We start from the raw sequence: 23,523 nt of genomic DNA, 5'->3' as shown, positions 1-23,523 counted from the left end.
CGATCTTCGCAAATGCCGGAGGCCGCGCATGTGCCGGCTCAGACGGCCGCCGTCAACCCGAGAGCGGGATCAACATGCCCGGAACAGGTTCAGGGGCGACCACCGCCGGGTCCTTTTCCACCCGTTCCGTGGCTCGCCTGGGAGCTGCTGGCGGGGCCTCGCCACCAGGTTCCCGCGAAACCCTTGGGGTCGCGTCGCCATCGGACGAACCAAGCGATGCCGATGACGGCGAGCAACAGCGCCGCCGTCATCGCCCAACCGGCGAAAGCTTCCCAGTCGATGGTGCTCGCGGGCTCCAATGAGGCCTCAGTACACGCGGGCCTTGGGCTCGATGTACTGGATCTCGTTGGTCATCGTGTAGGTGTGGACCGGGCGGTAGTCGAGGGTCACGGTCTTCTTCTCGGTGTCCGCGAAGGCGAGCGTGTGCTTCATCCAGTCCTTGTCGTTGCGGTCCGGGAAGTCCTCGCGGGCGTGGGCGCCGCGGCTTTCCTCGCGGTTCGCGGCCGAGTCCATGGTCACGACGGCCTGCGAGATCAGGTTGTCGAATTCCAGCGTCTCGATCAGGTCGGAATTCCAGATCAGCGAGCGGTCGGTGACGCCGATATCGGACGCGCCCTGCCAGACGTCGTGGATCAGCTTCTTGCCTTCCTGCAGCACTTCGCCGGTGCGGAACACCGCGCAGTTCGACTGCATGACGCGCTGCATCCGGTCGCGGATCTCGGCCGTCGAGGTGCCGCCGGAGACGTGGCGGAAATAGTCGAGGCGCGAAAGGGCGAGTTCGGCGGCGTCCTTCGGCAGGTCCTGATGCTTCTCGCCGGGCGTCACCGTTTCGGCGGCGCGCAGGCCGGCCGCGCGGCCGAACACCACGAGGTCGATCAGCGAGTTCGAGCCGAGGCGGTTGGCGCCATGGACGGAGACGCAGGCCGCCTCGCCGATGGCCATCAGGCCGGGGACGACGGCGTCGGGGTCGCCGTCCTTCTTGGTCAGCACCTCGCCGTGATAGTTCGTGGGGATGCCGCCCATATTGTAGTGGACCGTCGGGATGACCGGGATCGGCTCCTTGGTCACATCGACGCCCGCGAAGATCTTGGCGCTCTCGGAAATGCCCGGCAGGCGCTCGTGCAGGATCTTCGGATCGAGATGGTCGAGGTGCAGGAAGATGTGGTCCTTGTTCTTGCCGACGCCGCGGCCCTCGCGGATCTCCATGGTCATGGAGCGCGAGACGACGTCGCGCGAGGCGAGGTCCTTGGCCGAGGGGGCATAGCGCTCCATGAAGCGCTCGCCCTCGGAATTGGTGAGGTAGCCGCCTTCGCCGCGCGAGCCTTCCGTGATCAGGCAGCCCGAGCCGTAGATGCCGGTCGGGTGGAACTGCACGAATTCCATGTCCTGCAGCGGCAGGCCGGCGCGCAGCACCATGGCATTGCCGTCGCCGGTGCAGGTATGGGCCGAGGTCGCCGAGAAATAGGCGCGGCCGTAGCCGCCGGTGGCGAGAATCGTCTGGCGGCCGCGGAAGCGGTGCAGCGTGCCGTCGTCCATCTTGAGCGCGACGACGCCGAGGCAGCGGCCGTCCTCGCCCATCATCAGGTCGATGGCGAAATACTCGATGAAGAACTCGGCATTGTTCTTCAGCGCCTGCCCGTAGAGCGTGTGGAGCATGGCGTGGCCGGTGCGGTCGGCGGCGGCGCAGGTGCGCTGCGCCGTGCCCTTGCCGAAATGGGTGGTCATGCCGCCGAACGGGCGCTGGTAGATCTTTCCCGACTCGGTGCGCGAGAAGGGCACGCCCCAGTGCTCGAGCTCATAGACGGCGGCGGGCGCGTTGCGCACCAGATACTCGATGGCGTCCTGGTCGCCGAGCCAGTCCGACCCCTTGACGGTGTCGTACATGTGCCATTGCCACTGGTCCTCGCCCATATTGCCGAGCGAGGCGGCGACGCCGCCCTGCGCCGCAACCGTGTGCGAGCGGGTGGGGAACACCTTGGAGATGCAGGCGGTGCGCAGGCCCGCCTGGGCGCAACCGACGACGGCGCGAAGGCCCGCGCCGCCAGCGCCGACGATCACGACGTCATAGGTGTGGTCGGTCACGTCATAGGCGCGGCCGGCGGTCGAGGGGGCGGCAGCTTGAGCCATGGTCGAGCTCCAGTCTTAAGGTCGGCGTTCAGACGCCGAAGGCAAGCTTCAGGATGGCGAAGACGGAGCCGAGGCCGACCGTCACGCAGAAGAAAGTGTTGAGCAGCAGGAGAACGATCTTGGTGCCTTCGGCCGGCACGTAGTCCTCGATGACGATCTGCATGCCCAGCCGCATGTGCCAGGTCACCGAGATCACGAACAGGATCAGCGGAATGGCGACGACGGGCGAGCCGAGGGTCGCCTTGACGGCGGCATAGTTGGAGCCGGCGGTCGAGATGATCAGGCCGACGACGAAGATGGTCAGCGGCACGTTGGCGACGGCGGTGACCCGCTGCATCCAGAAGTGCTCGGTGCCGGACTTGGCGGAGCCGAGACCGCGGACGCGGCCGAGCGGGGTGCGCATGGAGCTCTTGGCTTCGGACATGGCTGAACCTCCTCAGACGCCGCCGCGGACGGCATAGGCGACGATCCAGATCAGGATCGTCAGGGCGATGGAACCGATCAGCGTGGCGCGGGCGAGCCATTCGCGCTCGTTGACGCCGAAGCCGCGGCCCGTGTCCCAGATGAAGTGGCGGATGCCGCCGAGCATGTGATGGAACAGCGCCCAGGTGTAGCCGAACAGCACGAGCCGGCCGATGAGCGAGCCGGCGGCCCACTGGAAGGTGGCATAGGCGGTCGGGCCGGTGGCGGCGGCGATCAGCCACCAGAGCATCAGGATCGTGCCGAAGAACAGCGCCATTCCCGTGACGCGATGGACGATGGACATCATCATCGTCAGCATCGGCCGGTAGATCTGCAGATGCGGCGAAAGCGGGCGTTCGATCACGTGCTTTGAATCGGCCATGGAAGGCAACCTCGGGCGGGCGGCGGAAGCGCGATCGGGCGCCGCCGGAAATCACCGGTCTGTTTAAGGGACTGGACGCTGCGACGCAACGAGTCTGGAATGAGACAAAGGAGGGACGCACAGGCGGATTTGCATGCCTTCGCATGCGCTTGCGCGCCCCTGTGCCGCTTGCGGGCGCGGGAAGCGGCCTTTATTGGCTGGTTCCCATGGCCGAAGTGCTCAACCGATACCAGTCGCTGGTCGATGCCGGCGAGATTTCCGCTGATGCCGCGCAGCTGGCCATCGCAAGGCGGCTCGACGCGCTGAATGCGGAGCTGGCGGACTATCGGCTGACCCGCCGCAAGTCGACCGGCCTTGCCTGGCTGTTCTCGCGCGGCGAGAAGCGCCAGCCGGTCCGCGGCCTCTACGTCTGGGGCGATGTCGGCCGCGGCAAGACCATGCTGATGGACCTGTTCATCGAGGCGAGCCCGGTCAAACGCAAGCGGCGCGCCCATTTCCACGAGTTCATGGCGGATGTCCACGAGCGCATCCACGCCTATCGCCAGAAGCTGAAGGCCGGCGAGGTCAAGGGCGATGACCCCATCGCGCCGGTGGCCGCCGACCTCGCCGAGGAAGCCTGGCTGCTCTGTTTCGACGAGTTCTCCGTCACCGACATCGCCGATGCGATGATCCTCGGCCGGCTGTTCGGCCGGCTTTTCGAGGAGGGCGTCGTGGTGGTCGCAACCTCCAACGTCGTGCCGGACCTGCTCTACCGCGACGGGCTGAACCGCGCGCTGTTCCTGCCCTTCATCAAGTTGATGCAGGAGCGCATGGAAGTGGTGAAGCTCGAATCGCGCACCGATTTCCGCCTTGAGAAGCTGGCGGGCCAGCCCGTCTGGATCACCCCGGCGGGGCCGGAGGCCGACGCGGCGATGAACACGGCCTGGCAGCGCCTGACCGGCGGCGCGGCGGGCGAGCCGGCCGGGCTGGCGGTCAAGGGCCGGCAGGTGGCGGTGCCGCTGCAGGCCCACGGCGTCGCGCGCTTTTCCTTCGCCGACCTCTGCGAGAGGCCGCTTGGCGGCGCGGACTACCTCGCCATCGCCCACCAGTATCACACGGTGCTGATCGATCGCATTCCGGTCATGCGGGGGCTCGACAAGCGCAACGAGGCCAAGCGCTTCATCATCCTGATCGATGCCCTCTACGACAATCAGGTCAAGCTCGTGGCGAGCGCCGGCGCCGAGCCGCACCGGCTTTATCTCTCCGAGACGGGAACCGAGGAGTTCGAGTTCCACCGCACGGCGTCACGGCTGATCGAAATGCGCTCCGACGACTATCTGGCTCTGCCACATGCCCGCCGCCAGAATCTGTCCGCCGATACCGGCGGCATCGTCGAGACTTGAGGGGCGTCGGGCATGGACAACGAGACCGTGCCCGAAACTTTCGCCCCCGGATTGGCCGCGCGACTGGGCCCCGGCCTCGTCACCGGCGCGGCCGACGACGATCCCAGCGGCATCGCGACCTATAGCCAGATGGGGGCGCAGTTCGGCTACGGGCTCGCCTGGACCATGCTGTTCTCCTTTCCGCTCATGGCGGCGATCCAGGCGGTGAGCGCCCGCATCGGCTGCGTGACCGGCAGGGGTATCGCGGCCAACCTGCGGCGGCACTATCCGCGGCCGGTGCTGGCCGGGGTCGTCTGCCTGCTCCTGGTCGCCAACATCTTCAATCTGGCGGCCGATCTCGGCGCCATGGCCGCCGCGGTCGCGCTGCTCATCGGCGGGCCCGTGCTTGCCTACATGGTGGCCTTCGGTGTCGTGTGCCTGCTGGCCGAAACCCTCATCAGCTACGCGGCCTATGCCCGCTACCTGAAATGGGCGACGTTGTCGCTGTTCGCCTATGTGGCCGTTGTCTTCACGGCCGGAGTCGACTGGGGCGCGGCCCTGCGCGGCACGCTCGTCCCGAGCTTCGCCTTCGACCGCAATCACCTGTTCGCGCTCGTGGCGGTGCTCGGCACGACCATCAGCCCTTACCTGTTCTTCTGGCAGGCCGCGCAGGAAACCGAGGAATTGCGGCGCCGCCACATCAAGGCGCTCTGCCTCGCGCCGCGGCAGGCGGGCGCCGAGCTTCGGCGCATCCGGGACGACACGCTCGTCGGCATGGGCATATCCAACGCCATCGCGCTCTGCATCATCTTCGCGACGGCCGCGACGCTGCATGCGCACGGCATCTCGCAGATCGACACCGCGGCGCAGGCGGCGGAGGCCCTGAAGCCGATCGCGGGGCCGTTCGCCTTCGTCCTTTTTGCCGCCGGCATCATCGCGACCGGCATGCTGGCCGTTCCGGTCCTGGCGGGGTCGGCCGCCTATGCGGTGAGCGAGTTGTTCCGCTGGGATGAAGGGCTCGATCGCAGGCCGAAGGAGGCGCGATGGTTCTACGCGACCATTGCAGCCGCGACCTTCGCGGGAATGGGACTGAACCTGATCGGCATCGACCCGATCAAGGCGCTCTACTGGAGCGCCGTTCTGAACGGCCTGCTCGCCGCCCCGGTCATGGTCGTGACGATGCTTGTCGCCACCAACCCGCGCGCCATGGGCCGGCTGGCGCTGCCGCCGCATCTGGTCGTCGGAGGCTGGACGGCAACGCTGGTCATGGCGCTCGCGAGTGCTCTATTCCTTCTGATGTAGCGCCGGCCATTGCAGTCCGGCACGCAGAACGTGAGACGATCCCGTGTCCCGCCGATCCTTCGCGACCGCGCCAGCCTCCCATGAAGACCGCGTCGAGGCGCGCCTGATCGCCATCGCCGCCGAGCACATCCGCCGCTTCGGGCCCGACAAGGTGACGGTGGTGGGGGTCGCGCGCGAAGCCGGCATGAGCCACGCCAACGTCTATCGCTTCTTTCCCTCCAAGGCGGGCCTCGTCGAGGCGGTGGTGGTCGCCTGGGCGCGCAGCGTCGAGGTCATGCTCGGCGACATCGCCAGCGCTCCCGATCCCGCCGACGACAAGCTCGAACGCTTCCTCGTCGCCTGGGCCAAGGCGCAGCGCGACGGCCTCGACCGCGATCCCGCCATCTATTCGGCCTTCGCGACCTTCTGGGACGGGCGGCGCGACACGGTGATGGCGCACAGGGCGCGCCTCAGGGCCTTTCTGGCCTCCATCATCGACGAGGGGCTCGCCGGCCCGTTTCAGGTGAAGGACGAGGAGCGGGCGGCTGCCTTCGTCGCTGACGCCATGCAGCGCTTCGTCCATCCCGTGCTGGTCATGGAGACCCGCGACCTTCCGCGCAGCCAGCTGGAGCAGCGCTATGCGGTCATCATCCGGGCGGCTGTCCGCACCCTCGTCGCCGGCGGTGTGTAGCGGCGGGCGCCCCCGTCCGGATCGATCAGGCCCGCAATCCGCTGTTATCGCGGCGTTGTTACATATTACAAATTTTGTAATTTGTTAGTTGGTGATTCTGCATTGCAGCGAAACAGGGCGGCCTGGGCGTTCGCCGGCGTCGGCGCGCCCGAGGCCGCCGACCACGGTGCGGCATGGCTGCAACAGGGGTCGATAAAGCCTTGAGGCAGGGGCAGAAATCCGCGCTCCGCCGGGGCCGATATTTGACGGCGGGCGCGACTCACGTCACACGGATATGACGAATCAAAGCACAGCTTGAAAGGGCGCTGGAATTCTGGATATCGAGGTGTCGCAAGCGGAGCCTCCGCGACCGCAACACCATTCAGCGAAAGACCCCTCCATGGCGCGCAAGAAACTCGCGATGATCGGCTCCGGCCAGATCGGCGGAACCCTGGCTCTCCTGGCCGGCCTGAAAGAGCTCGGCGACATCGTGATGTTCGACATCGCGGAAGGCACGGCCAAGGGCAAGGCGCTGGACATCGCGCAGGCATCGGCCGTCGAGGGCTTCGACGCCAAGATGAGCGGCACCGGGTCCTACGAGGCCATCGAGGGCGCTGACGTCTGCATCGTCACCGCCGGCGTGCCGCGCAAGCCCGGCATGAGCCGCGACGATCTCCTCGGCATCAACCTGAAGGTGATGGAGCAGGTCGGCGCGGGCATCAAGAAGTTCGCCCCCAACGCTTTCGTCGTCTGCATCACCAACCCGCTCGACGCCATGGTCTGGGCGCTGCAGAAGTTCTCCGGCCTGCCGGCCGAGAAGGTCGTCGGCATGGCCGGCGTGCTGGACTCGTCGCGCTTCGAGCTGTTCCTGGCGGAGGCCACCGGCGTCTCCATCGAGGACATTCACGCCTGGACGCTCGGCGGCCATGGCGACGACATGGTTCCGATGGTCCGCCACTCGACGGTCGGCGGCGTGCCGCTGAACCAGCTCGTCAAGTCCGGCTGGCTGACGCAGGAGAAGCTGGACGCCATCGTCGAGCGCACCCGCAAGGGCGGCGGCGAGATCGTCGGCCTGCTCGGCAACGGCTCGGCCTTCTATGCGCCGGCCGCCTCCGCCATCGCGATGGCGGAAAGCTACCTCAAGGACAAGAAGCGCGTGCTGCCGTCGGCTGCCTATCTGACCGGCCAGTACGGCGTGAAGGACATGTATGTCGGCGTTCCCGTGCTGATCGGCGCCGGCGGCGTCGAGAAGATCGTTGAGTTCGAGCTCGACAAGGGCGAGCAGGAGATGTTCGCGAAGTCCGTCGCTTCGGTGAAGGGCCTCGTCGACGCCTGCAAGACCATCGCCCCCGATCTCGCCAAGTAATCGCTCTTTTTCCGGGCGATTGTGCGCGTCGAGTAGGTGTACGCGTCAGCGTACTGCGACAATGGCCGTCGACGCTCCGTCGTCGACGGTTGGGTAACCATCGCGGTTTAAGCGTTTTGTGGTGTTCGCGTCCACGGCAGTCGCAATCAAGCGGCTGCCCGTCGAGCGGCCTCGAGACCTTCAGGGCGGGCGGGCCGCCAGACACAAGGGTTCCAGATGAATATCCACGAGTATCAGGCCAAGGCGCTCTTGAAGGAGTTTGGCGCTCCCGTTTCCAACGGCATCGCCATCTTCAAGTCTTCCGAGGCCAAGGACGCAGCCAAGAAGCTCGGTGGTCCCCTCTGGGTCGTGAAGTCCCAGATCCACGCGGGCGGTCGCGGCAAGGGCAAGTTCAAGGAAAAGTCGGCTGGCGAGAAGGGCGGCGTTCGCCTGGCGAAGTCGGTCGAGGAAGTCGAGGCTTTCGCCAAGCAGATGCTCGGCGCGACCCTCGTCACCATCCAGACGGGCCCCGCCGGCAAGCAGGTCAACCGGCTCTACATCGAGGACGGCTCCGACATCGCGAAGGAGTTCTATCTCTCGATGCTGGTCGACCGTGAGACTGGCCGCGTCGCCTATGTCGTCTCCACCGAAGGCGGCATGGACATCGAGGCGGTGGCGCACGACACGCCCGAGAAGATCTTCACCTTCTCGGTCGATCCCGCGACGGGCTACATGGCCCATCACGGCCGCACCATCGCAAAGGCGCTCGGCCTGACCGGCGATCTCGCCAAGCAGGCCGAGGCGGTCGCGGGCATCCTGTACAAGGCGTTCGTCGCCAAGGACATGGAGATGCTCGAGATCAACCCGTTGATCGTTACCAAGCAGGGCCAGCTCAAGGTCCTCGATGCAAAGGTCTCCTTCGACTCCAACTCCCTCTATCGCCACCCCGACGTGGTGTCGCTCCGCGACATCACCGAGGAGGACGACAAGGAGATCGAGGCGTCGAAGTTCGACCTCGCCTATATCGCGCTCGACGGCACGATCGGCTGCATGGTCAACGGCGCAGGCCTCGCCATGGCCACCCTCGACATCATCAAGCTCTACGGCGAGGAGCCGGCGAACTTCCTCGATGTCGGCGGCGGCGCGTCCGAGGAGAAGGTCACGGCGGCCTTCAAGATCATCACCGCCGACCCCAACGTGAAGGGCATCCTGGTCAACATCTTCGGGGGCATCATGAAGTGCGACGTCATCGCACGCGGCGTCATCGCCGCGGTGAAGGCGGTCGGGCTCAAGGTGCCGCTGGTGGTGCGCCTCGAAGGCACCAACGTCGAGGAAGGCAAGCAGATCATCCGCACGTCCGGGCTCAACGTGATCCCGGCCGACGATCTGGACGATGCCGCTCAGAAGATCGTCAGTGCGGTCCGCAACGGCGGCAAGGGGGGCAGCACGCCGCCCAAGGCCCCGAAGGCTACGGCCAAGCGGCCTGACGCCAAAAAACCAGAGAGGAAGACAATGAGCAAGGCAGCATCCAAGTCTACGGGTAGCAAGACCGCGTCCAAGTCCGCCTCCAAGGCCAAGGCTCCGGCCGCGGCCAAGGCCCCCGCGAAGGCTGCCGCCGCCAAGGCGGACGCCAAGAAGACTGCGGCTCCCAAGGCCGCCGCTGCCAAGGCTCCGGCCAAGGCGAAGGCTCCGGCCAAGGCGAAGGCTCCGGCCAAGGCTGCTGCTCCGAAGGCTCCGGCCAAGGCTGCCGCTTCCAAGGCCGCCGCTCCCAAGGCTGCCGCCAAGGCTCCGGCGAAAGCCGCGGCTCCGAAGGCTGCCGCCAAGGCTCCGGCCAAGGCCGCGGCTCCGAAGGCCGCCGCCAAGGCTCCGGCGAAGGCTCCTGCCAAGGCCAAGGCTCCTGCCAAGGCTCCGGCCAAGGCCGCCGCTGCTCCTGCCGCGGCTCCGGCCAAGGCCGCCGCAGCTCCCGCCAAGAAGGCCCCGGCCAAGAAGGCGGCTGCTCCCAAGGCCGCCGCCAAGGCTCCGGCCAAGGGCAAGAAGTGATGTGAAGCCGGCGCGCGGGCCCGGTCGGGTCCGCGCGCCGTCTTAAGGTGTGCGGTAGCGTCAGGCGGGTGTCGAGGGTCGAGAGATGGTGACGGCGCTGATTGCTGTGATCGGCTTGGCGATTCTCGTCTGGGGTCTGATCCAGTTCGTCTGCTTCGGGATCGCCGTCAGGGCCTTCTCCCGCCTGCAGGCCACGGGCGCTTACACGACGGTCAAGGAAAGCGGCGCGGTGAAAACCGGCGAGGCTTTCGTTGGCCGCACCATCGATGCAATCCCGAGCGCCTTCGTCCGGCGGCTCGTCCGTCGCGTCGTCCCCGACGGGTCAGACCTCGCCGGCACCTTCATCACAGACCTTCTCGAAGAGAAGCGCAGTATCGGCAAGTGGGTGGCGCTGCTCGGCGCGGCCGTCTTCGCCGGATCGTTCGTTGCGGGCCCTTGGCTCACCAATCTCATCGCACGCGGCTGAGCCGGGTCGCACAGGAGTATGGAATGTCCATTCTGATCAACAAGAAGACCAAGGTCATCACGCAGGGCTTCACGGGCAAGAACGGCACGTTCCATTCGGAACAGGCCATTGCCTATGGCACCAAGCTGATGGGCGGCGTGGCGCCGGGCAAGGGCGGCCAGGTCCATCTCGGCCTGCCGGTCTTCGATACGGTCGCCGAGGCGCGCGCCAAGACCGGTGCGGACGCTTCCGTCGTCTATGTGCCGCCGCCGGGCGCCGCCGACGCCATCTGCGAGGCCATCGACGCCGAGATCCCGCTGATCGTCTGCATCACCGAGGGCATCCCGGTGCAGGACATGATCCGCGTGAAGCGCTCGCTCGAGGGTTCCAAGTCGCGCCTGATCGGCCCGAACTGCCCGGGCGTCGTCACCGCCGGCGAGTCGAAGATCGGCATCATGCCGGCCAACATCTTCCGCAAGGGTTCGGTGGGCATTGTCTCGCGCTCCGGCACGCTTACCTATGAGGCTGTCTTCCAGACCTCGAGCGAGGGCCTCGGCCAGACCACCGCCGTCGGCATCGGCGGCGACCCGGTCAAGGGCACCGAGTTCATCGACATGCTGGAGATGTTCCTCGCCGATCCGAAGACCGAGTCGATCGTCATGATCGGCGAGATCGGCGGCTCGGCCGAGGAAGACGCCGCCCAGTTCATCCGTGACGAGGCCAAGCGCGGCCGCAAGAAGCCGATTGTCGGCTTCATCGCCGGTCGCACCGCGCCTCCCGGCCGCCGCATGGGCCATGCCGGCGCGATCATCTCGGGCGGCAAGGGCGGCGCCGAGGACAAGATCGCGGCGATGGAGGCGGCGGGCATCCGCGTCTCGCCGTCGCCGGCGCGCCTCGGCAAGACCCTGGTCGAAGTGCTGAAGAAGAAGCGCTGAGACCGATTTCGACCACAAACCCGGCCCGTTTCGGGCCGGGTTCGACCATTGAAGGGAACGCCTCAAGGCGTTTCTGCACAGCGTAAACCGGAGCGCCATATGGGTGCTCCGCTGCGGGAACCGATCATGGCACGCCAAGACGAGACCATCGCGCTCACCTCGTTCCTCTATGGCGGCAACGCCGCCTATATCGAGGACCTCTACGCGCAGTACGAGAAGAACCCCGCCTCGGTGGATGCCGACTGGCAGGCCTTCTTCAAGTCGCTCGGCGACGACAAGGGCGACGTGGTCAAGAACGCCGAGGGCCCCTCCTGGGCGCGGTCCAACTGGCCGATCGCAGCCAATGGCGAGCTGATCTCCGCGCTCGACGGCAACTGGGCCGCGATCGAGAAGGCGGTCGGCGACAAGATCAAGGCCAGGGCCGCCGACAAGGCCAAGGGCGGCAAGGATTCGGGTGGCGAAATCTCCGCCGAGCAGGTGCAGCAGGCGACCCGCGACTCCGTGCGCGCGCTGATGCTGATCCGCGCCTACCGCATGCGCGGCCACCTCCACGCCAATCTCGACCCGCTCGGCCTCGACCCGCCGAAGACCCACGAGGAACTGGACCCGCGTTCCTACGGCTTCACCGAGGCCGACTACGATCGCCCGATCTTCATCGACAAGGTGCTGGGCCTCGAATTCGCGACCATCCGCGAGATGGTCGGCATCCTCGAGCGCACCTATTGCCAGACGCTCGGCGTCGAGTTCATGCACATCTCCGATCCGGCTCAGAAGGCCTGGCTCCAGGAGCGCATCGAGGGGCCGGACAAGGAGATCACCTTCACCAAGGAGGGCAAGCGCGCCATCCTGCAGAAGCTGGTCGAGGCCGAGGGCTTCGAGAAGTTCCTCGACATCCGCTATACCGGCACCAAGCGCTTCGGCCTCGACGGCGGCGAGAGCATGATCCCGGCGCTTGAGCAGATCATCAAGCGCGGCGGCCAGCTCGGCGTGAAGGAGATCGTGCTCGGCATGGCCCATCGCGGCCGCCTGAACACGCTGACCCAGGTCATGGGCAAGCCGCACCGCGCGCTGTTCCACGAGTTCAAGGGCGGCTCCTACGCCCCCGATGACGTGGAAGGCTCCGGCGACGTCAAGTACCACCTCGGCGCTTCGTCGGACCGCGAGTTCGACGGCAACAGGGTCCACCTGTCGCTGACCCCCAACCCGTCCCATCTCGAGATCGTCGATCCCGTCGTGCTCGGCAAGGTGCGCGCCAAGCAGGACCAGCATGGCTGCTCGCCCGAGGACCGCACGGCCGTCATGCCGCTGCTGATCCACGGCGATGCCGCCTTCGCCGGTCAGGGCGTCGTGGCCGAGTGCTTCGGCCTGTCGGGCCTGAAGGGGCACCGCACCGGCGGCTCGGTCCATTTCATCATCAACAACCAGATCGGCTTCACCACCTATCCGCGCTATTCGCGCTCCTCGCCCTATCCCTCGGATGTGGCGAAGATGGTCGAGGCGCCGATCTTCCACGTCAACGGCGACGATCCGGAAGCGGTCGTCTTCGCCGCCAAGGTCGCGACCGAGTTCCGGCAGAAGTTCCAGAAGCCGGTCGTCATCGACATGTGGTGCTACCGCCGCTTCGGCCACAACGAGGGCGACGAGCCGGCCTTCACCCAGCCGCTGATGTACAAGAAGATCCGCGGCCTGCCGTCGACGCTCGATGTCTATTCGAAGAAGCTCGTCGCCGAGGACATCATCACCGAAGGCGAGATCGACAAGCTGAAGGCCGACTGGCGTCAGCGCCTCGACGCCGAGATGGAAGCCGGCCAGTCCTACAAGCCGAACAAGGCCGACTGGCTCGACGGCAAGTGGGCGGGCGTCAAGGCCGGTCTGTCGACCGATGATGATCCGCGTCGCGGCCAGAGTGGCCTCGACCATGCCAAGCTGGTCGAGCTGGGCAAGGCGATCACCACCATCCCGGAGGGCTTCACCGCCCATCGCACGATCCAGCGGTTCATGGACAACCGCCGCAAGATGATCGAGACCGGCGAGGGCATCGACTGGGCGACCGGCGAGGCTCTGGCTTTCGCCGGCCTCGTCGACGAGGGGCATCGCGTGCGCCTGTCCGGCCAGGACTGCGAGCGCGGCACCTTCAGCCAGCGCCACTCGGTGCTGATCGACCAGCAGACGGAAGCCCGCTACACGCCGCTCAACAACATCCGCGAGGGCCAGGCCAAGTACGAGGTCATCAATTCGATGCTCTCGGAGGAGGCCGTGCTCGGCTACGAATATGGCTATTCGCTCGCCGAGCCGAATGCGCTGACCCTCTGGGAAGGCCAGTTCGGTGACTTCGCCAACGGCGCGCAGGTGGTGTTCGACCAGTTCATCTCCTCGGCCGAGCGCAAGTGGCTGCGTCTGTCGGGCCTCGTCTGCCTGCTGCCGCACGGTTACGAGGGGCAGGGGCCCGAGCACTCCTCCGCGCGTCTGGAGCGCTTCCTCCAGATGTGCGCCGAGGACAATATGCAGGTCGCCAACTGCACGACGCCGGCGAACTATTTCCACATCCTGCGCCGGCAGCTGAAGCGCGAGATCCGCAAGCCGCTGATCCTGATGACGCCGAAGTCGCTGCTCCGCCACAAGCGGGCCGTGTCGCGGCTCGACGAGATGGAGGCTGGCACCTCGTTCCACCGCGTGCTGTGGGACGATGCGCAAATCCTGCCGAACCAGGAGATCAAGCTGGTCGAAGACAAGAAGATCCGGCGGGTCGTGCTGTGCTCGGGCAAGGTCTACTACGACCTCTACGAGGACCGCATCAAGCGCGGCATCGACGACGTCTATCTGATGCGCGTCGAGCAGCTCTATCCGTTCCCGCTGAAGGCGCTGGCCACCGAGATTTCCCGGTTCAAGAACGCCGAGGTGATCTGGTGCCAGGAAGAGCCCAAGAACATGGGCTCCTGGACCTTCGTCGAGCCCTATCTGGAATGGGTGCTGGGCACCGCCCGGTCGAAGTCGAAGCGCGCCCGCTATGTCGGCCGCCCGGCCTCCGCCGCCACCGCCACGGGTCTGATGTCCCGCCACAACGCCCAGCTCCAGGCTTTCCTGGACGAAGCCTTCGCCTGAATTCCGCCCGGCGCGGATGCCGCGCCGGCCCGTTTGAAATCGAGATGAGAGAGGCCCGCAAGGGACTGCACAATGGCCACCGAGATTCGCGTTCCGACCCTTGGAGAATCCGTCACCGAGGCGACCGTCGCCAAGTGGTTCAAGAAGCCCGGCGAGGCCGTGAAGCAGGACGAGCCGCTGGTCGAACTCGAAACCGACAAGGTGACGCTCGAGATCAACGCGCCGGCCTCTGGCACGCTGGCGGAGATCGTCGCGGATACCGGCACGACGGTCGGCGTGTCGGCGCTGCTCGGCCAGATCGCCGAGGGTGCGGCCGCTGCCGCTCCCGCCAAGGCGGCTCCCAAGGCTGAAGCGCCCAAGGCCGAGGCCCCCAAGGCCGCTCCGGCCGCCGCGCCGGCCAAGGCGGCTTCCGCCGATAACGGCCCGGCCGTCGCTCGCCTCGCCGCCGAAAGCGGGGTCGCCGCCTCGGCAGTCGCTGGCTCCGGCAAGGACGGCCGCGTGACCAAGGGCGACATGCTCGCCGCGATTGCGACCGGCGTTTCGGCCGCGCCCGCTCCGGCGGCCGTTCCCGTCGCTGCCCGTCCGGCCTCCAGCGCCGCGGACGCGCCGCGCGAGGAGCGCGTGAAGATGACGCGCCTGCGCCAGACCATTGCGCGCCGCCTGAAGGAGGCCCAGAGCACGGCCGCCATGCTGACGACCTTCAACGAGGTCGACATGACGGCGGTCATGACGCTGCGCAACCAGTACAAGGACCTGTTCGAGAAGAAGCACGGCGTGAAGCTCGGCTTCATGGGCTTCTTCGTGAAGGCCTGCGTTCAGGCGCTGAAGGACATCCCAGCGGTCAATGCCGAGATCGACGGCACCGACATCATCTACAAGAACTTCTGTCATGTCGGCGTCGCCGTCGGCACCGACAAGGGCCTCGTCGTGCCGGTGGTGCGCGATGCCGACCAGATGGGCATCGCCCAGGTCGAGAAGACCATTTCCGATTTCGGTCGGCGCGCCCGCGACGGCCAGCTCAAGATCGAGGAGATGCAGGGCGGCACGTTCACGATCTCGAACGGCGGCGTCTATGGCTCGCTCATGTCGACGCCGATCCTCAACGCCCCGCAGTCCGGCATCCTGGGCATGCACAAGATCCAGGAGCGCCCGATGGTCATCGGCGGCAAGATCGAGATCCGGCCGATGATGTATCTGGCGCTCTCCTACGATCACCGGATCGTCGACGGCAAGGAAGCCGTGACCTTCCTCGTGCGCGTCAAGGAGAGTCTTGAGGATCCGGCGCGGCTCGTGATGGATCTCTGATCGGCGCGGCCGGCGCGGAGCCGGCCGCCCAACCAGGAGAACACCATGTCCAAGGGCGTCTGCGTCGTTACCGGATCGAGCCGCGGCATCGGCCGCGCCTGCGCGCTGCTGGCTGCCGAATACGGCTACGGCGTCGTCGTCAACTATGCGAACGACACCGAGGCGGCGGCAGACGTCGTCACGCGCATCAATGCCGATGGCGGGCAGGCGGTCGCCGTGCGCGGCGATATCTCGGTCGACGTCGATGTCGAGCATATTTTCGCCGCCGCTGACCGCATGGGCACGCTTGCCGGCCTGATCAACAATGCCGGCGTCGTCTCGAAGTCCGGCCGCGTCGAGGACTACACCGTCGAGCGCCTCGAGCGGATCGTCGCGATCAACGTTGTCGGCACCATCCTCTGCGCCCGCGAGGCCGTCAGACGCATGTCGACGAAGCGGGGCGGCAAGGGCGGGTCAATCGTCAACATCTCGTCCGTCGCCTCGACGCTCGGCAGCCCCAACGAATATGTCGACTATGCCGCCACCAAGGGCGCGGTCGACAGTTTCACCATCGGCCTCGCCAAGGAGGTCGCCATGGAGGGCATCCGCGTCAACGCGGTGCGTCCCGGCATGGTGACCACCGAGATCCACGAGGCAAGCGGCGATCCCGGCCGGGTCGAACGCATCCGCCCCACCATCCCGATGCAGCGGATCGGCGACCCCGAGGAGATCGCGCGCGCCGCGCTATGGCTCCTGTCGGAGGAAGCCTCCTACTGCACCGGCTCGTTCATCAACGCTTCCGGCGGGCGCTTCTGAGCGCCACGCCTATCCGTTTTCCGGAGTAACTGATCCATGTCCTACGATCTCGTCGTCATCGGCACCGGCCCCGGCGGCTATGTCTGCGCCATCCGCGCCGCCCAGCTCGGCCTGAAAGTGGCCGTGGTCGAGAAGCGCAAGACCCATGGCGGCACCTGCCTGAACATCGGCTGCATTCCGTCCAAGGCGCTGCTGCACGCCTCCGAACTGTTCGACGAAGCCGGTCATGGCTTCAAGGCCTTCGGCATCGACATCCCCGAGCCGAAGCTGAACCTCAAGCAGATGATGGTTCACAAGCAGGAGACCATCGACGGCAACGTCAACGGCGTCGCCTTCCTGATGAAGAAGCACAAGATCGACCAGCACTTCGGCCTCGGCACGATCGCCGCGCCGGGCAAGGTCAAGGTGACGGCCGAGGACGGCAAGGTCACCGAGGTCGAGGCGAAGTCTATCGTCATCGCCACCGGCTCGGACGTGACGCCGCTGCCGGGTGTCGCCATCGACGAGAAGCAGATCGTTTCCTCCGAGGGCGCGCTGGAGCTCTCCAAGGTGCCGGGCAAGCTGGTCGTCATCGGCGCCGGCGTCATCGGCCTCGAGCTCGGCTCGGTCTGGCGTCGCCTCGGCGCCGAGGTCCACGTCATCGAATATCTCGACCGCATCCTTCCGGGCATGGACGGCGAGGTCGCCAAGCAGTTCCAGCGCCTCCTCGGCAAGCAGGGCATGACCTTCCAGCTCGGCGCCAAGGTGACCGGCGCCAAATCCTCGAAGAAGGGCGTGGCGTTCACCGTCGAGCCGGCCGCCGGCGGCGAGGCGCAGACCGTGGAGGCCGATGTGGTGCTGGTCGCCATTGGCCGCCGTCCCTACACCGAAGGGCTCGGGCTCGAAGGCGTCGGCGTCGCGCTGGAGCGCGGCCGCGTCGTCATCGACGACCACTTCAAGACCAATGTCGCGGGCATCTACGCCATCGGCGACGTGGTGCGCGGGCCGATGCTCGCCCACAAGGCCGAGGACGAGGGCATCGCGGTGGCGGAGATCATCGCCGGCAAGGCAGGCCACGTGAATTACGACTGCATTCCCGGTGTGGTCTACACCTATCCGGAGGTCGCCTCGGTCGGTAAGTCCGAGGAGGACCTGAAGGCCGCCGGCATCGCCTACAATGTCGGCAAGTTCCCCTTCACCGCCAATGGCCGCGCCCGCGCCAACCGCACGACCGACGGCTTCGTGAAAGTGCTGGCGGACGCCACGACCGACAAGGTTCTGGGCGTCCACATCCTCGGCGCGGGGGCCGGGGAGATGATCCACGAGGCCGTGGTGCTGATGGAGTTCGGCGGTTCGGCGGAAGACCTGGCCCGCTCCACCCACGCCCACCCGACCATGTCGGAGGCGGTCAAGGAAGCGGCGCTCGCCGTCGACAAGCGCGCCATCCATATGTGAGGGCCGGGCGGGCGATCTCGCCTGACTGGGGGTTCATGCGAAGGGCGGCGCTCACGGCGCCGCCCTTTCCTTTTGCGCCTCAGGGACGCCGAACGTTGCGGCAGCGTCGTTGAACCTCTTTTCCGGCCGCCGCGACTGATGGTCATCAGGCGAGCGGCAAGGGTGCCGGAACCGCCGAAACCGAAGGGGAAATGACCATGTCCATGTCCAGAAGGTTTGCAGTGGCCGGTGCCCTTGCCCTCGTCGTCGGCGGCGCCATGTCCGGCGCGGCTCTCGCCCGTGGCGGCGGTGGCGGCGGCGGTGGCGGCGGAGATATCCCCGGCCTCGTCGATGCCCCGAACATCCAGATCCCGCCGCGGCGCGGCCGGGCGGCTCCGCAGGGCGGCACCGCCACCACGACCAACTGCCGCTATGAGGTCTACAACGTCACCCGCGAGTGCGAGCGCGTGCGCCGCTACTGGTGATCGCTCCGCCACGGCGGAAGGAGGCGGCGGGGCAACCCGCCGCCTTCAGCGTTTCGGGAGCTGGTCAGGTCGTCGCGGCAACCTCGCCCGGCCAGGCGAACCGCGCCCAGTCGGGCTTCGACGGCGTCAGCGCGATGCCGCCCGCGGTGATCGCGTCTCCAGCCGCCAGCGCATCCTCGATCCGGTCGAGCCGCACCTTGGCGAGCGCCCGTCCCCCGGCAGCCGAGCCCATCGTGCCGACGGCCTTTCCGCCGGCCATCACGTCGATGCCTTCCATCGGCGCATGGTCGGGATAGGCGAAGGGAACGACGCGGGTGCGCGCCGTGCCGCGATGCTGCATGCGGCTCACCACCTCCTGCCCGACATAGCAGCCCTTGGCGAAATCGACGCCGGCGAGCTGGTCCATGTCCGCCTCGTGCGGGAAGGCGTCGCCATAGGCGAAGTCGCGGCCGCCTTCCGGAATGCCCAGTCGCACGCGATGGGCCTGCCAGGCCGCCTGGTGCGGGTCGGCTGTCGCGGGCAGGGCCGAGATCAGCCGCCAGCCGAGCGCGGGATGGCGCGGGTCCCGCGCCACGATGCCGGCGGTCTCCGGCGCGCTTTCGGCGTCCCAGAGCGCGGTCACGCCGAGCTGGTCCGACTGGTCCTCGATGCCGACCTTGGCGCGCAGGCGGTAGAAGGTCAGCTTGCGGGCGAGGTCGGGGACGAGCGCGCGCGGCGCATCGATCATGAGCCCGCCACCCATGGCCTCTGGCACCGGGACGACGAAGAAGTCGGCGACGATCTTGCCCTGCGGCGTCAGCAACGCGCCGAACCGCGCCTCCCCGGCGGGGATCGCCTCGACATTGCAGGTGACGAGCCCTTGCAGGAATTTCGCCGGGTCTTCCCCGGTGAGCCGGATGACGCCGCGTTCGGGCAGGAATGCCGTCTGCATCGGAATGCCTTTCGTTCGCTTGGCACCGTTGTCGTTCTCCGACATAAGCGAGGCCGCGCCGGGAGCAAGGCCCGGCCGCCTGCCGGGAGGATGCCATGCCGAACTATGACGTGATCTACAGGAACGGCACGGTGGTCAATCAGGATGGCCGCGGCCAGCGCGACATCGGCGTCACCGCAGGCCGCGTCGCCTTCATCGGCGACCTCTCGCAGGGCTCGGCCGGCGCGGTGGTCGACTGCACCGGCCTGCACATCCTGCCCGGCGTCATCGACAGCCAGGTTCATTTCCGCGAGCCCGGCCCGACCCACAAGGAAGACCTGGAATCCGGCTCCCGCGCGGCTGTCATGGGCGGCGTGACCGCCGTCTTCGAGATGCCCAACACCGATCCGCTGACCATCAGCGAGGCGGCGCTGGCCGACAAGGTGAAGCGCGGCACCGATCGGATGCACTGCGACTTCGCCTTCTGGGTCGGCGGCACGCACGACAATGCGAAGGACGTCGCCGAGCTGGAGCGCCTGCCGGGCGCGGCGGGCATCAAGGTGTTCATGGGCTCGTCCACCGGTTCGCTGCTGGTCGAGGACGATGACGGCGTCGCGGCGATCCTGAGGAACACGCGCCGCCGCTCGGCCTTCCATTCTGAGGACGAATATCGCCTGCGCGAGCGCAAGGGCGAGCGCATCGAGGGTGACCCGCGCTCGCATCCGGTCTGGCGCGACGAGATCGCCGCGCTCACCTGCACCGAGCGCCTCGTCGGCATCGCCAAACGCTTCAACGCCAAGATCCACGTCCTGCACATCTCCACCGCCGAGGAGATCGACTATCTCCGCCAGCACAAGGATGTCGCCACCTGCGAGGCGACGCCGCATCACCTGACCCTTGTCGCCCCCGACTGCTACGAGCGCCTCGGCACGCTGGCCCAGATGAATCCGCCGGTGCGCGACGAGCGCGCCCGCTCCGGCATCTGGAAGGGCATCGCGCAGGGCATCGTCGACGTGCTCGGCTCCGACCATGCGCCTCATACGCTGGAGGAAAAGGCCAAGACCTACCCCGCCTCGCCGTCCGGCATGACCGGCGTGCAGACGCTGGTGCCGACCATGCTGGACCATGTGAATGCCGGAAAGCTCACGCTGGAGCGCTTCGTGGATCTCACCAGCCACGGCCCCGCGCGCATCTTCGGCATTGCCGGCAAGGGCCGCATCGCCGCCGGCTACGACGCCGATTTCACCGTCGTCGATCTGAAGCGGAAACAGACCATCACCAATGGCTGGATCGCCTCGAAAAGCCAGTGGACGCCCTATGACGGCGTCGAGGTCACCGGCTGGCCGGTCGGCACCGTCATCCGTGGCCGCCGCGTCATGTGGGAAGGCGATCTCGTGACGCCCTCGGGCGGGCGGCCCGTGCGCTTTCAGGACCAGCGGTAGAGGGCTGCGCCCCCTCCCGCGGACCCGGTCCGTGGTCCAGAGTGGCAATGCTGCAACATCTTGCGGGATATGCTTCTCTGTTGCGGCTTTTTCCCTGCGGGAATCCGGTAGCATGGTATTGGGTTCCCCTACGGAATCGGGCCCGGTGCCCGCTTGGGAGCATGACCAGACCATGAAGAAGCTCGCATTCGCATTCGCCGCCATTGGCGCTCTCGCCGGTCAGGCCGCCGCTGCCGATCTCGGCGTGCCGCGCGCGCCCGTCGCGGCGGCGGTGATCGCGCCGGTGTTCAACTGGTCCGGCTTCTACGCCGGTGCGGATGCCGGCTACTGGGCCGGCCCGAGCTATGTCTCCTATCCTGGCGCCCCGATCTTCTTCGGCTCCGCCACGCCGCAGGGTTTCAAGCTTGGCGGGCACGTTGGCTATCGCCACCAGTTCGCGAACAATTTCGTGCTTGGCCTTGAGGGCGATCTGTCCTGGCTCGGCAATGCCAGCCGCGAGACCTTCGTGAATTCCGGGCTCCGGGTCGCACGCATCCGCGGCAACTGGGACGGCTCCGTGCGTGCCACGGCCGGCTTCGCTATCGATCGCGCGCTGGTCTACGCGACCGGCGGTCTCGCCTTCATCAATGCGACGGGCTGCACGGCCTTCGGGCCCAGCGATCTCTGCGCCCCCAACACGCGGTTTGGCGGCACCCGCGCGGGCTGGACGGTTGGCGCCGGTCTCGCCTACGCCGTGACCCAGAACGTCGCCGTTCGCGCTGAATATCTCTACGCGAACTACGGTGGGCGCACCTATTCGACGACTGGCGTGGCCGGCGCTCAGACCCGCCACAAGCTCGACACCCATACGGTCCGCCTCGGCGTGAGCTACCTGTTCTCCACCGGCCCCTCGGCGGTCGTCGCGCGCTACTGAGTTCGCCCGGCGCGCCTCCGCCCGTTCATCCGACAAGCCCGGCCCGCAAGGCCGGGCTTGTTGCATCTGGCGGACCGTCGGGGCGGCCCCATATGGCGGGTGGAGGAAGGTGGCGACGTGGCGCAAGGCAATTCGACGGCCGGCTATGCCGAGAAGGCGGACAAGCTCGCCGCCCAGTATGAGAGCGTCACCTTCGAGGAGGTGCACGCGGCGATCCTGCCTTATCTGCCGCCGCCGGGCCGTGCGCTCGATATCGGCGCGGGAACCGGCCGCGACGCGGCGGCGCTGGCATCGCGCGGCTTCGCGGTGACCGCCGTCGAGCCGACCGCGGAACTGCGGGCCCATGGCCAAAGGCTGCATGCCGGCCGTGGCATCGCCTGGATCGACGACATGCTGCCGGACCTTGCGGCCGTGATGGCGCTCGGCGAACGGTTCGATGCGATCTTCCTCACCGCCGTCTGGATGCATCTCGACGCGGGCGAGCGGACGCGCGCGATGGCGAATCTCGCCGCGCTGGCCGCGCCGGGGGGCCGTCTGTTCATGACGCTTCGCCACGGTCCCGTGCCGCCGGGCCGTCGGATGTTCGACGTGTCGGGGGAGGAAACGGCCGTGCTCGCCGCCGGCCATGGCTTCGCCGCGCGCCACATGGCCAGCTACCCGGACATGCTGGGCCGCTCCGACATCTCCTGGACCGCTCTGGTGCTCGACGCGCCGCTCTGACGCGCCGGCTGGAATAAACGCGATCCTTGCGCGGGATGAGACGACAGGCAGCGCCGCCTGCTGCCAGTCTGGCCCCTTGTCCATCCGGGGAACAGGTTCCATGCGCGCCGTCGTCACCGCCTTGCTCGCGACCCTTGCCGCCGTCTGTCTCGCGGCGTTTCCAGCCACCGCCGCGACCTATGAGCTCGGCTCGCCGGCCATTGCCCAGGTCACGCTGCCCGATGCCTGGTCGCCGACCGTCACCGAGCGCGGGGTCGAAGCCACCAGCGCCGACGACGAGATCTATGTCGCGGTCCGCCCTGCCGCGATCGAGAATGCCGAGGACGCGGTGAAGCAGACGCTCGCCTATCTCGTCGGCCAGGGTGTCCGGATCGACGTCTCGACCCAGCGCCAGCAGGCTGCTCAGATCAACGGCATGGATGCCGTCAGCCTTGCCTATTCCGGCAAGGACGAGGACGACGAGAATATCGAGATCAGCGTCAGCGTCTTCATCATCAGCCCCTCCGCCGCTGTCATCCTCACCTATTGGGGGTCGAAGGAGGGCGAGCAGACCTATGCGGCGGAACTGCGCGGCATTCTCCAGAGTCTGACGCGGAAATAGGCCTCAGGTCGGGATCACTCGCCGGCCAGGAAATAGTGCAGCGTCCCGTCCGGCCCGATGCCGATCCGCCAGAACACCCAGGCGTTCAGCGTGCGCATGTCGCGCACGTCCTGCGCCGTCATCAGCCGGTAGAGGTCGACCGATTGCTGCGGCGTCAGGTTCGCCAGCGGCACATGGGCGAGATAGGGCCAGACATACATTTCCTGCGGCGTGCCCTTGTTGATGAGGGCCGGCGGCAGGTCGAGGATGTTGAGCAGGATCGCCAGGATCTCGTGGCCGTTGCCGTCGCCCGAGGCCTGCTTCCAGAACGCGATGGGGTCGCGCTCGCCGCCGCGCGCGAAGACCGGCATCGTTTCGTTCGTCTGGAACACGATGCCAAGGCGCTCGATGTTCCCGGATTTCGCCGCGAGGATCAGTTTTTCGCGCATCGAGCCGACCCGTTCGCGCAAGTCCTCGTTGTCGGGCAGCAGGTCGACCGAAGCCGGCGGCCGGGGAGCCGGGCGGGGTGGCGTCGGTGCTTGCTGGGCCGCTCGCGGCTGGGCCGGGGCGGGGGATGACTGGGCAGGCGATGGCTGGACCTGGGGCGCGGGCGCCTGCGCGGAACCTGCTGCGGGTTCGCCAGTCCGTGGCGTCACGTCGCGGATTGACGGCCTGATGGTCGTCGACGAGCCGGAGAGCTGCGGATCGGGCATGCGGTGGCGGTCGGCCGGCATGATCTGCGCGACCGCCACGCCGAGCACCATCGTCGAGACGAGCCCTGCCAGCAATGCGGTTCTGCGCGGGGTCACG

General features: G+C 67.4%; 20 protein-coding genes and 1 pseudogene. 16 read left to right on the top strand and 5 right to left on the bottom strand.

Annotated features, from left to right (window positions below; translation table 11 throughout):
* Window positions 1-306: 306 nt before the first annotated feature.
* The 3 genes from sdhA to sdhC are packed head-to-tail and all read right to left on the bottom strand — an operon-like array spanning window position 307 to window position 2,971.
* On the bottom strand, window positions 307-2,127 hold the full coding sequence (gene sdhA, locus JNK84_RS07905; RefSeq protein ID WP_293422511.1) for a succinate dehydrogenase flavoprotein subunit: 1,821 nt from the start codon (window positions 2,125-2,127) through the stop codon (window positions 307-309).
* Between the two features lie 28 nt (window positions 2,128-2,155).
* Complete coding sequence (sdhD, locus tag JNK84_RS07900; protein WP_293422508.1) at window positions 2,156-2,551, bottom strand: succinate dehydrogenase, hydrophobic membrane anchor protein; 396 nt, start codon at window positions 2,549-2,551, stop codon at window positions 2,156-2,158.
* Window positions 2,552-2,563: 12 nt separating this feature from the next.
* Complete coding sequence (gene sdhC / locus JNK84_RS07895) at window positions 2,564-2,971, bottom strand: succinate dehydrogenase, cytochrome b556 subunit (RefSeq protein ID WP_293422505.1); 408 nt, start codon at window positions 2,969-2,971, stop codon at window positions 2,564-2,566.
* Window positions 2,972-3,177: 206 nt separating this feature from the next.
* On the opposite strand from sdhC, the gene zapE reads away from it, so the two are divergent.
* From zapE to JNK84_RS07835, 12 genes and pseudogenes are all read left to right on the top strand, one after another.
* Window positions 3,178-4,353 carry a cell division protein ZapE gene (zapE, locus tag JNK84_RS07890; protein ID WP_293422502.1) on the top strand — a complete coding sequence of 392 codons (1,176 nt, stop codon included), beginning with the start codon at window positions 3,178-3,180 and terminating at the stop codon, window positions 4,351-4,353.
* Between the two features lie 12 nt (window positions 4,354-4,365).
* On the top strand, window positions 4,366-5,634 hold the full coding sequence (locus tag JNK84_RS07885) for an NRAMP family divalent metal transporter (RefSeq protein ID WP_293422499.1): 1,269 nt from the start codon (window positions 4,366-4,368) through the stop codon (window positions 5,632-5,634).
* A 43-nt stretch (window positions 5,635-5,677) separates the two neighbouring features.
* The gene (locus JNK84_RS07880) at window positions 5,678-6,304 is read left to right on the top strand and encodes a TetR/AcrR family transcriptional regulator (RefSeq protein WP_293422496.1); all 627 of its coding nucleotides are present in this window, start codon (window positions 5,678-5,680) and stop codon (window positions 6,302-6,304) included.
* A 379-nt stretch (window positions 6,305-6,683) separates the two neighbouring features.
* Window positions 6,684-7,649, top strand: coding sequence for a malate dehydrogenase (mdh, locus tag JNK84_RS07875; RefSeq protein WP_293422493.1), 966 nt, complete (start codon window positions 6,684-6,686; stop codon window positions 7,647-7,649).
* A gap of 216 nt (window positions 7,650-7,865) precedes the next feature.
* A pseudogene (gene sucC / locus JNK84_RS07870) lies at window positions 7,866-9,053 on the top strand (ADP-forming succinate--CoA ligase subunit beta); the annotation flags it as partial.
* 700 nt (window positions 9,054-9,753) lie between these two features.
* Window positions 9,754-10,134 (top strand): hypothetical protein, encoded by a 381-nt coding sequence (locus JNK84_RS07865; RefSeq protein WP_293422490.1) that lies wholly within the window; start codon window positions 9,754-9,756, stop codon window positions 10,132-10,134.
* A 23-nt stretch (window positions 10,135-10,157) separates the two neighbouring features.
* Window positions 10,158-11,048, top strand: coding sequence for a succinate--CoA ligase subunit alpha (gene sucD / locus JNK84_RS07860; protein ID WP_293422487.1), 891 nt, complete (start codon window positions 10,158-10,160; stop codon window positions 11,046-11,048).
* A 126-nt stretch (window positions 11,049-11,174) separates the two neighbouring features.
* Complete coding sequence (locus tag JNK84_RS07855; protein WP_293422484.1) at window positions 11,175-14,150, top strand: 2-oxoglutarate dehydrogenase E1 component; 2,976 nt, start codon at window positions 11,175-11,177, stop codon at window positions 14,148-14,150.
* Between the two features lie 72 nt (window positions 14,151-14,222).
* Complete coding sequence (gene odhB / locus JNK84_RS07850; RefSeq protein WP_293422481.1) at window positions 14,223-15,455, top strand: 2-oxoglutarate dehydrogenase complex dihydrolipoyllysine-residue succinyltransferase; 1,233 nt, start codon at window positions 14,223-14,225, stop codon at window positions 15,453-15,455.
* 45 nt (window positions 15,456-15,500) lie between these two features.
* Window positions 15,501-16,250 (top strand): SDR family oxidoreductase, encoded by a 750-nt coding sequence (locus tag JNK84_RS07845; RefSeq protein WP_293422479.1) that lies wholly within the window; start codon window positions 15,501-15,503, stop codon window positions 16,248-16,250.
* A 36-nt stretch (window positions 16,251-16,286) separates the two neighbouring features.
* Complete coding sequence (gene lpdA / locus JNK84_RS07840; protein WP_293422476.1) at window positions 16,287-17,684, top strand: dihydrolipoyl dehydrogenase; 1,398 nt, start codon at window positions 16,287-16,289, stop codon at window positions 17,682-17,684.
* 203 nt (window positions 17,685-17,887) lie between these two features.
* Window positions 17,888-18,148, top strand: coding sequence for a hypothetical protein (locus JNK84_RS07835; protein WP_293422473.1), 261 nt, complete (start codon window positions 17,888-17,890; stop codon window positions 18,146-18,148).
* Between the two features lie 64 nt (window positions 18,149-18,212).
* On the opposite strand, the gene ygfZ is transcribed toward JNK84_RS07835, so the two are convergent.
* Window positions 18,213-19,079, bottom strand: a complete 867-nt coding sequence (gene ygfZ, locus JNK84_RS07830; RefSeq protein WP_293422470.1) for a CAF17-like 4Fe-4S cluster assembly/insertion protein YgfZ — start codon at window positions 19,077-19,079, stop codon at window positions 18,213-18,215.
* Between the two features lie 95 nt (window positions 19,080-19,174).
* On the opposite strand from ygfZ, the gene JNK84_RS07825 reads away from it, so the two are divergent.
* From JNK84_RS07825 to JNK84_RS07810, 4 genes are all read left to right on the top strand, one after another.
* Window positions 19,175-20,500, top strand: coding sequence for a dihydroorotase (locus tag JNK84_RS07825; RefSeq protein WP_293422467.1), 1,326 nt, complete (start codon window positions 19,175-19,177; stop codon window positions 20,498-20,500).
* 172 nt (window positions 20,501-20,672) lie between these two features.
* Window positions 20,673-21,413 carry an outer membrane protein gene (locus tag JNK84_RS07820; protein ID WP_293422463.1) on the top strand — a complete coding sequence of 247 codons (741 nt, stop codon included), beginning with the start codon at window positions 20,673-20,675 and terminating at the stop codon, window positions 21,411-21,413.
* A 117-nt stretch (window positions 21,414-21,530) separates the two neighbouring features.
* A complete protein-coding gene (locus tag JNK84_RS07815) occupies window positions 21,531-22,133 on the top strand; it encodes a class I SAM-dependent methyltransferase (protein WP_293422460.1) in 603 nt (200 codons plus the stop codon).
* 100 nt (window positions 22,134-22,233) lie between these two features.
* The gene (locus JNK84_RS07810) at window positions 22,234-22,734 is read left to right on the top strand and encodes a hypothetical protein (protein WP_293422457.1); all 501 of its coding nucleotides are present in this window, start codon (window positions 22,234-22,236) and stop codon (window positions 22,732-22,734) included.
* A gap of 14 nt (window positions 22,735-22,748) precedes the next feature.
* On the opposite strand, the gene JNK84_RS07805 is transcribed toward JNK84_RS07810, so the two are convergent.
* The gene (locus JNK84_RS07805) at window positions 22,749-23,522 is read right to left on the bottom strand and encodes a hypothetical protein (protein ID WP_293422454.1); all 774 of its coding nucleotides are present in this window, start codon (window positions 23,520-23,522) and stop codon (window positions 22,749-22,751) included.
* Window position 23,523 lies beyond the last annotated feature (1 nt).

Origin of the sequence: Phreatobacter sp. (genome assembly GCF_016793595.1) — a bacterium.
In the GTDB taxonomy this organism is placed as follows: Bacteria; Pseudomonadota; Alphaproteobacteria; order Rhizobiales; family Phreatobacteraceae; genus Phreatobacter.
Note: the sequence above shows the minus strand (reverse complement) of the source record. Positions and strands in the feature narration are given on the sequence as shown.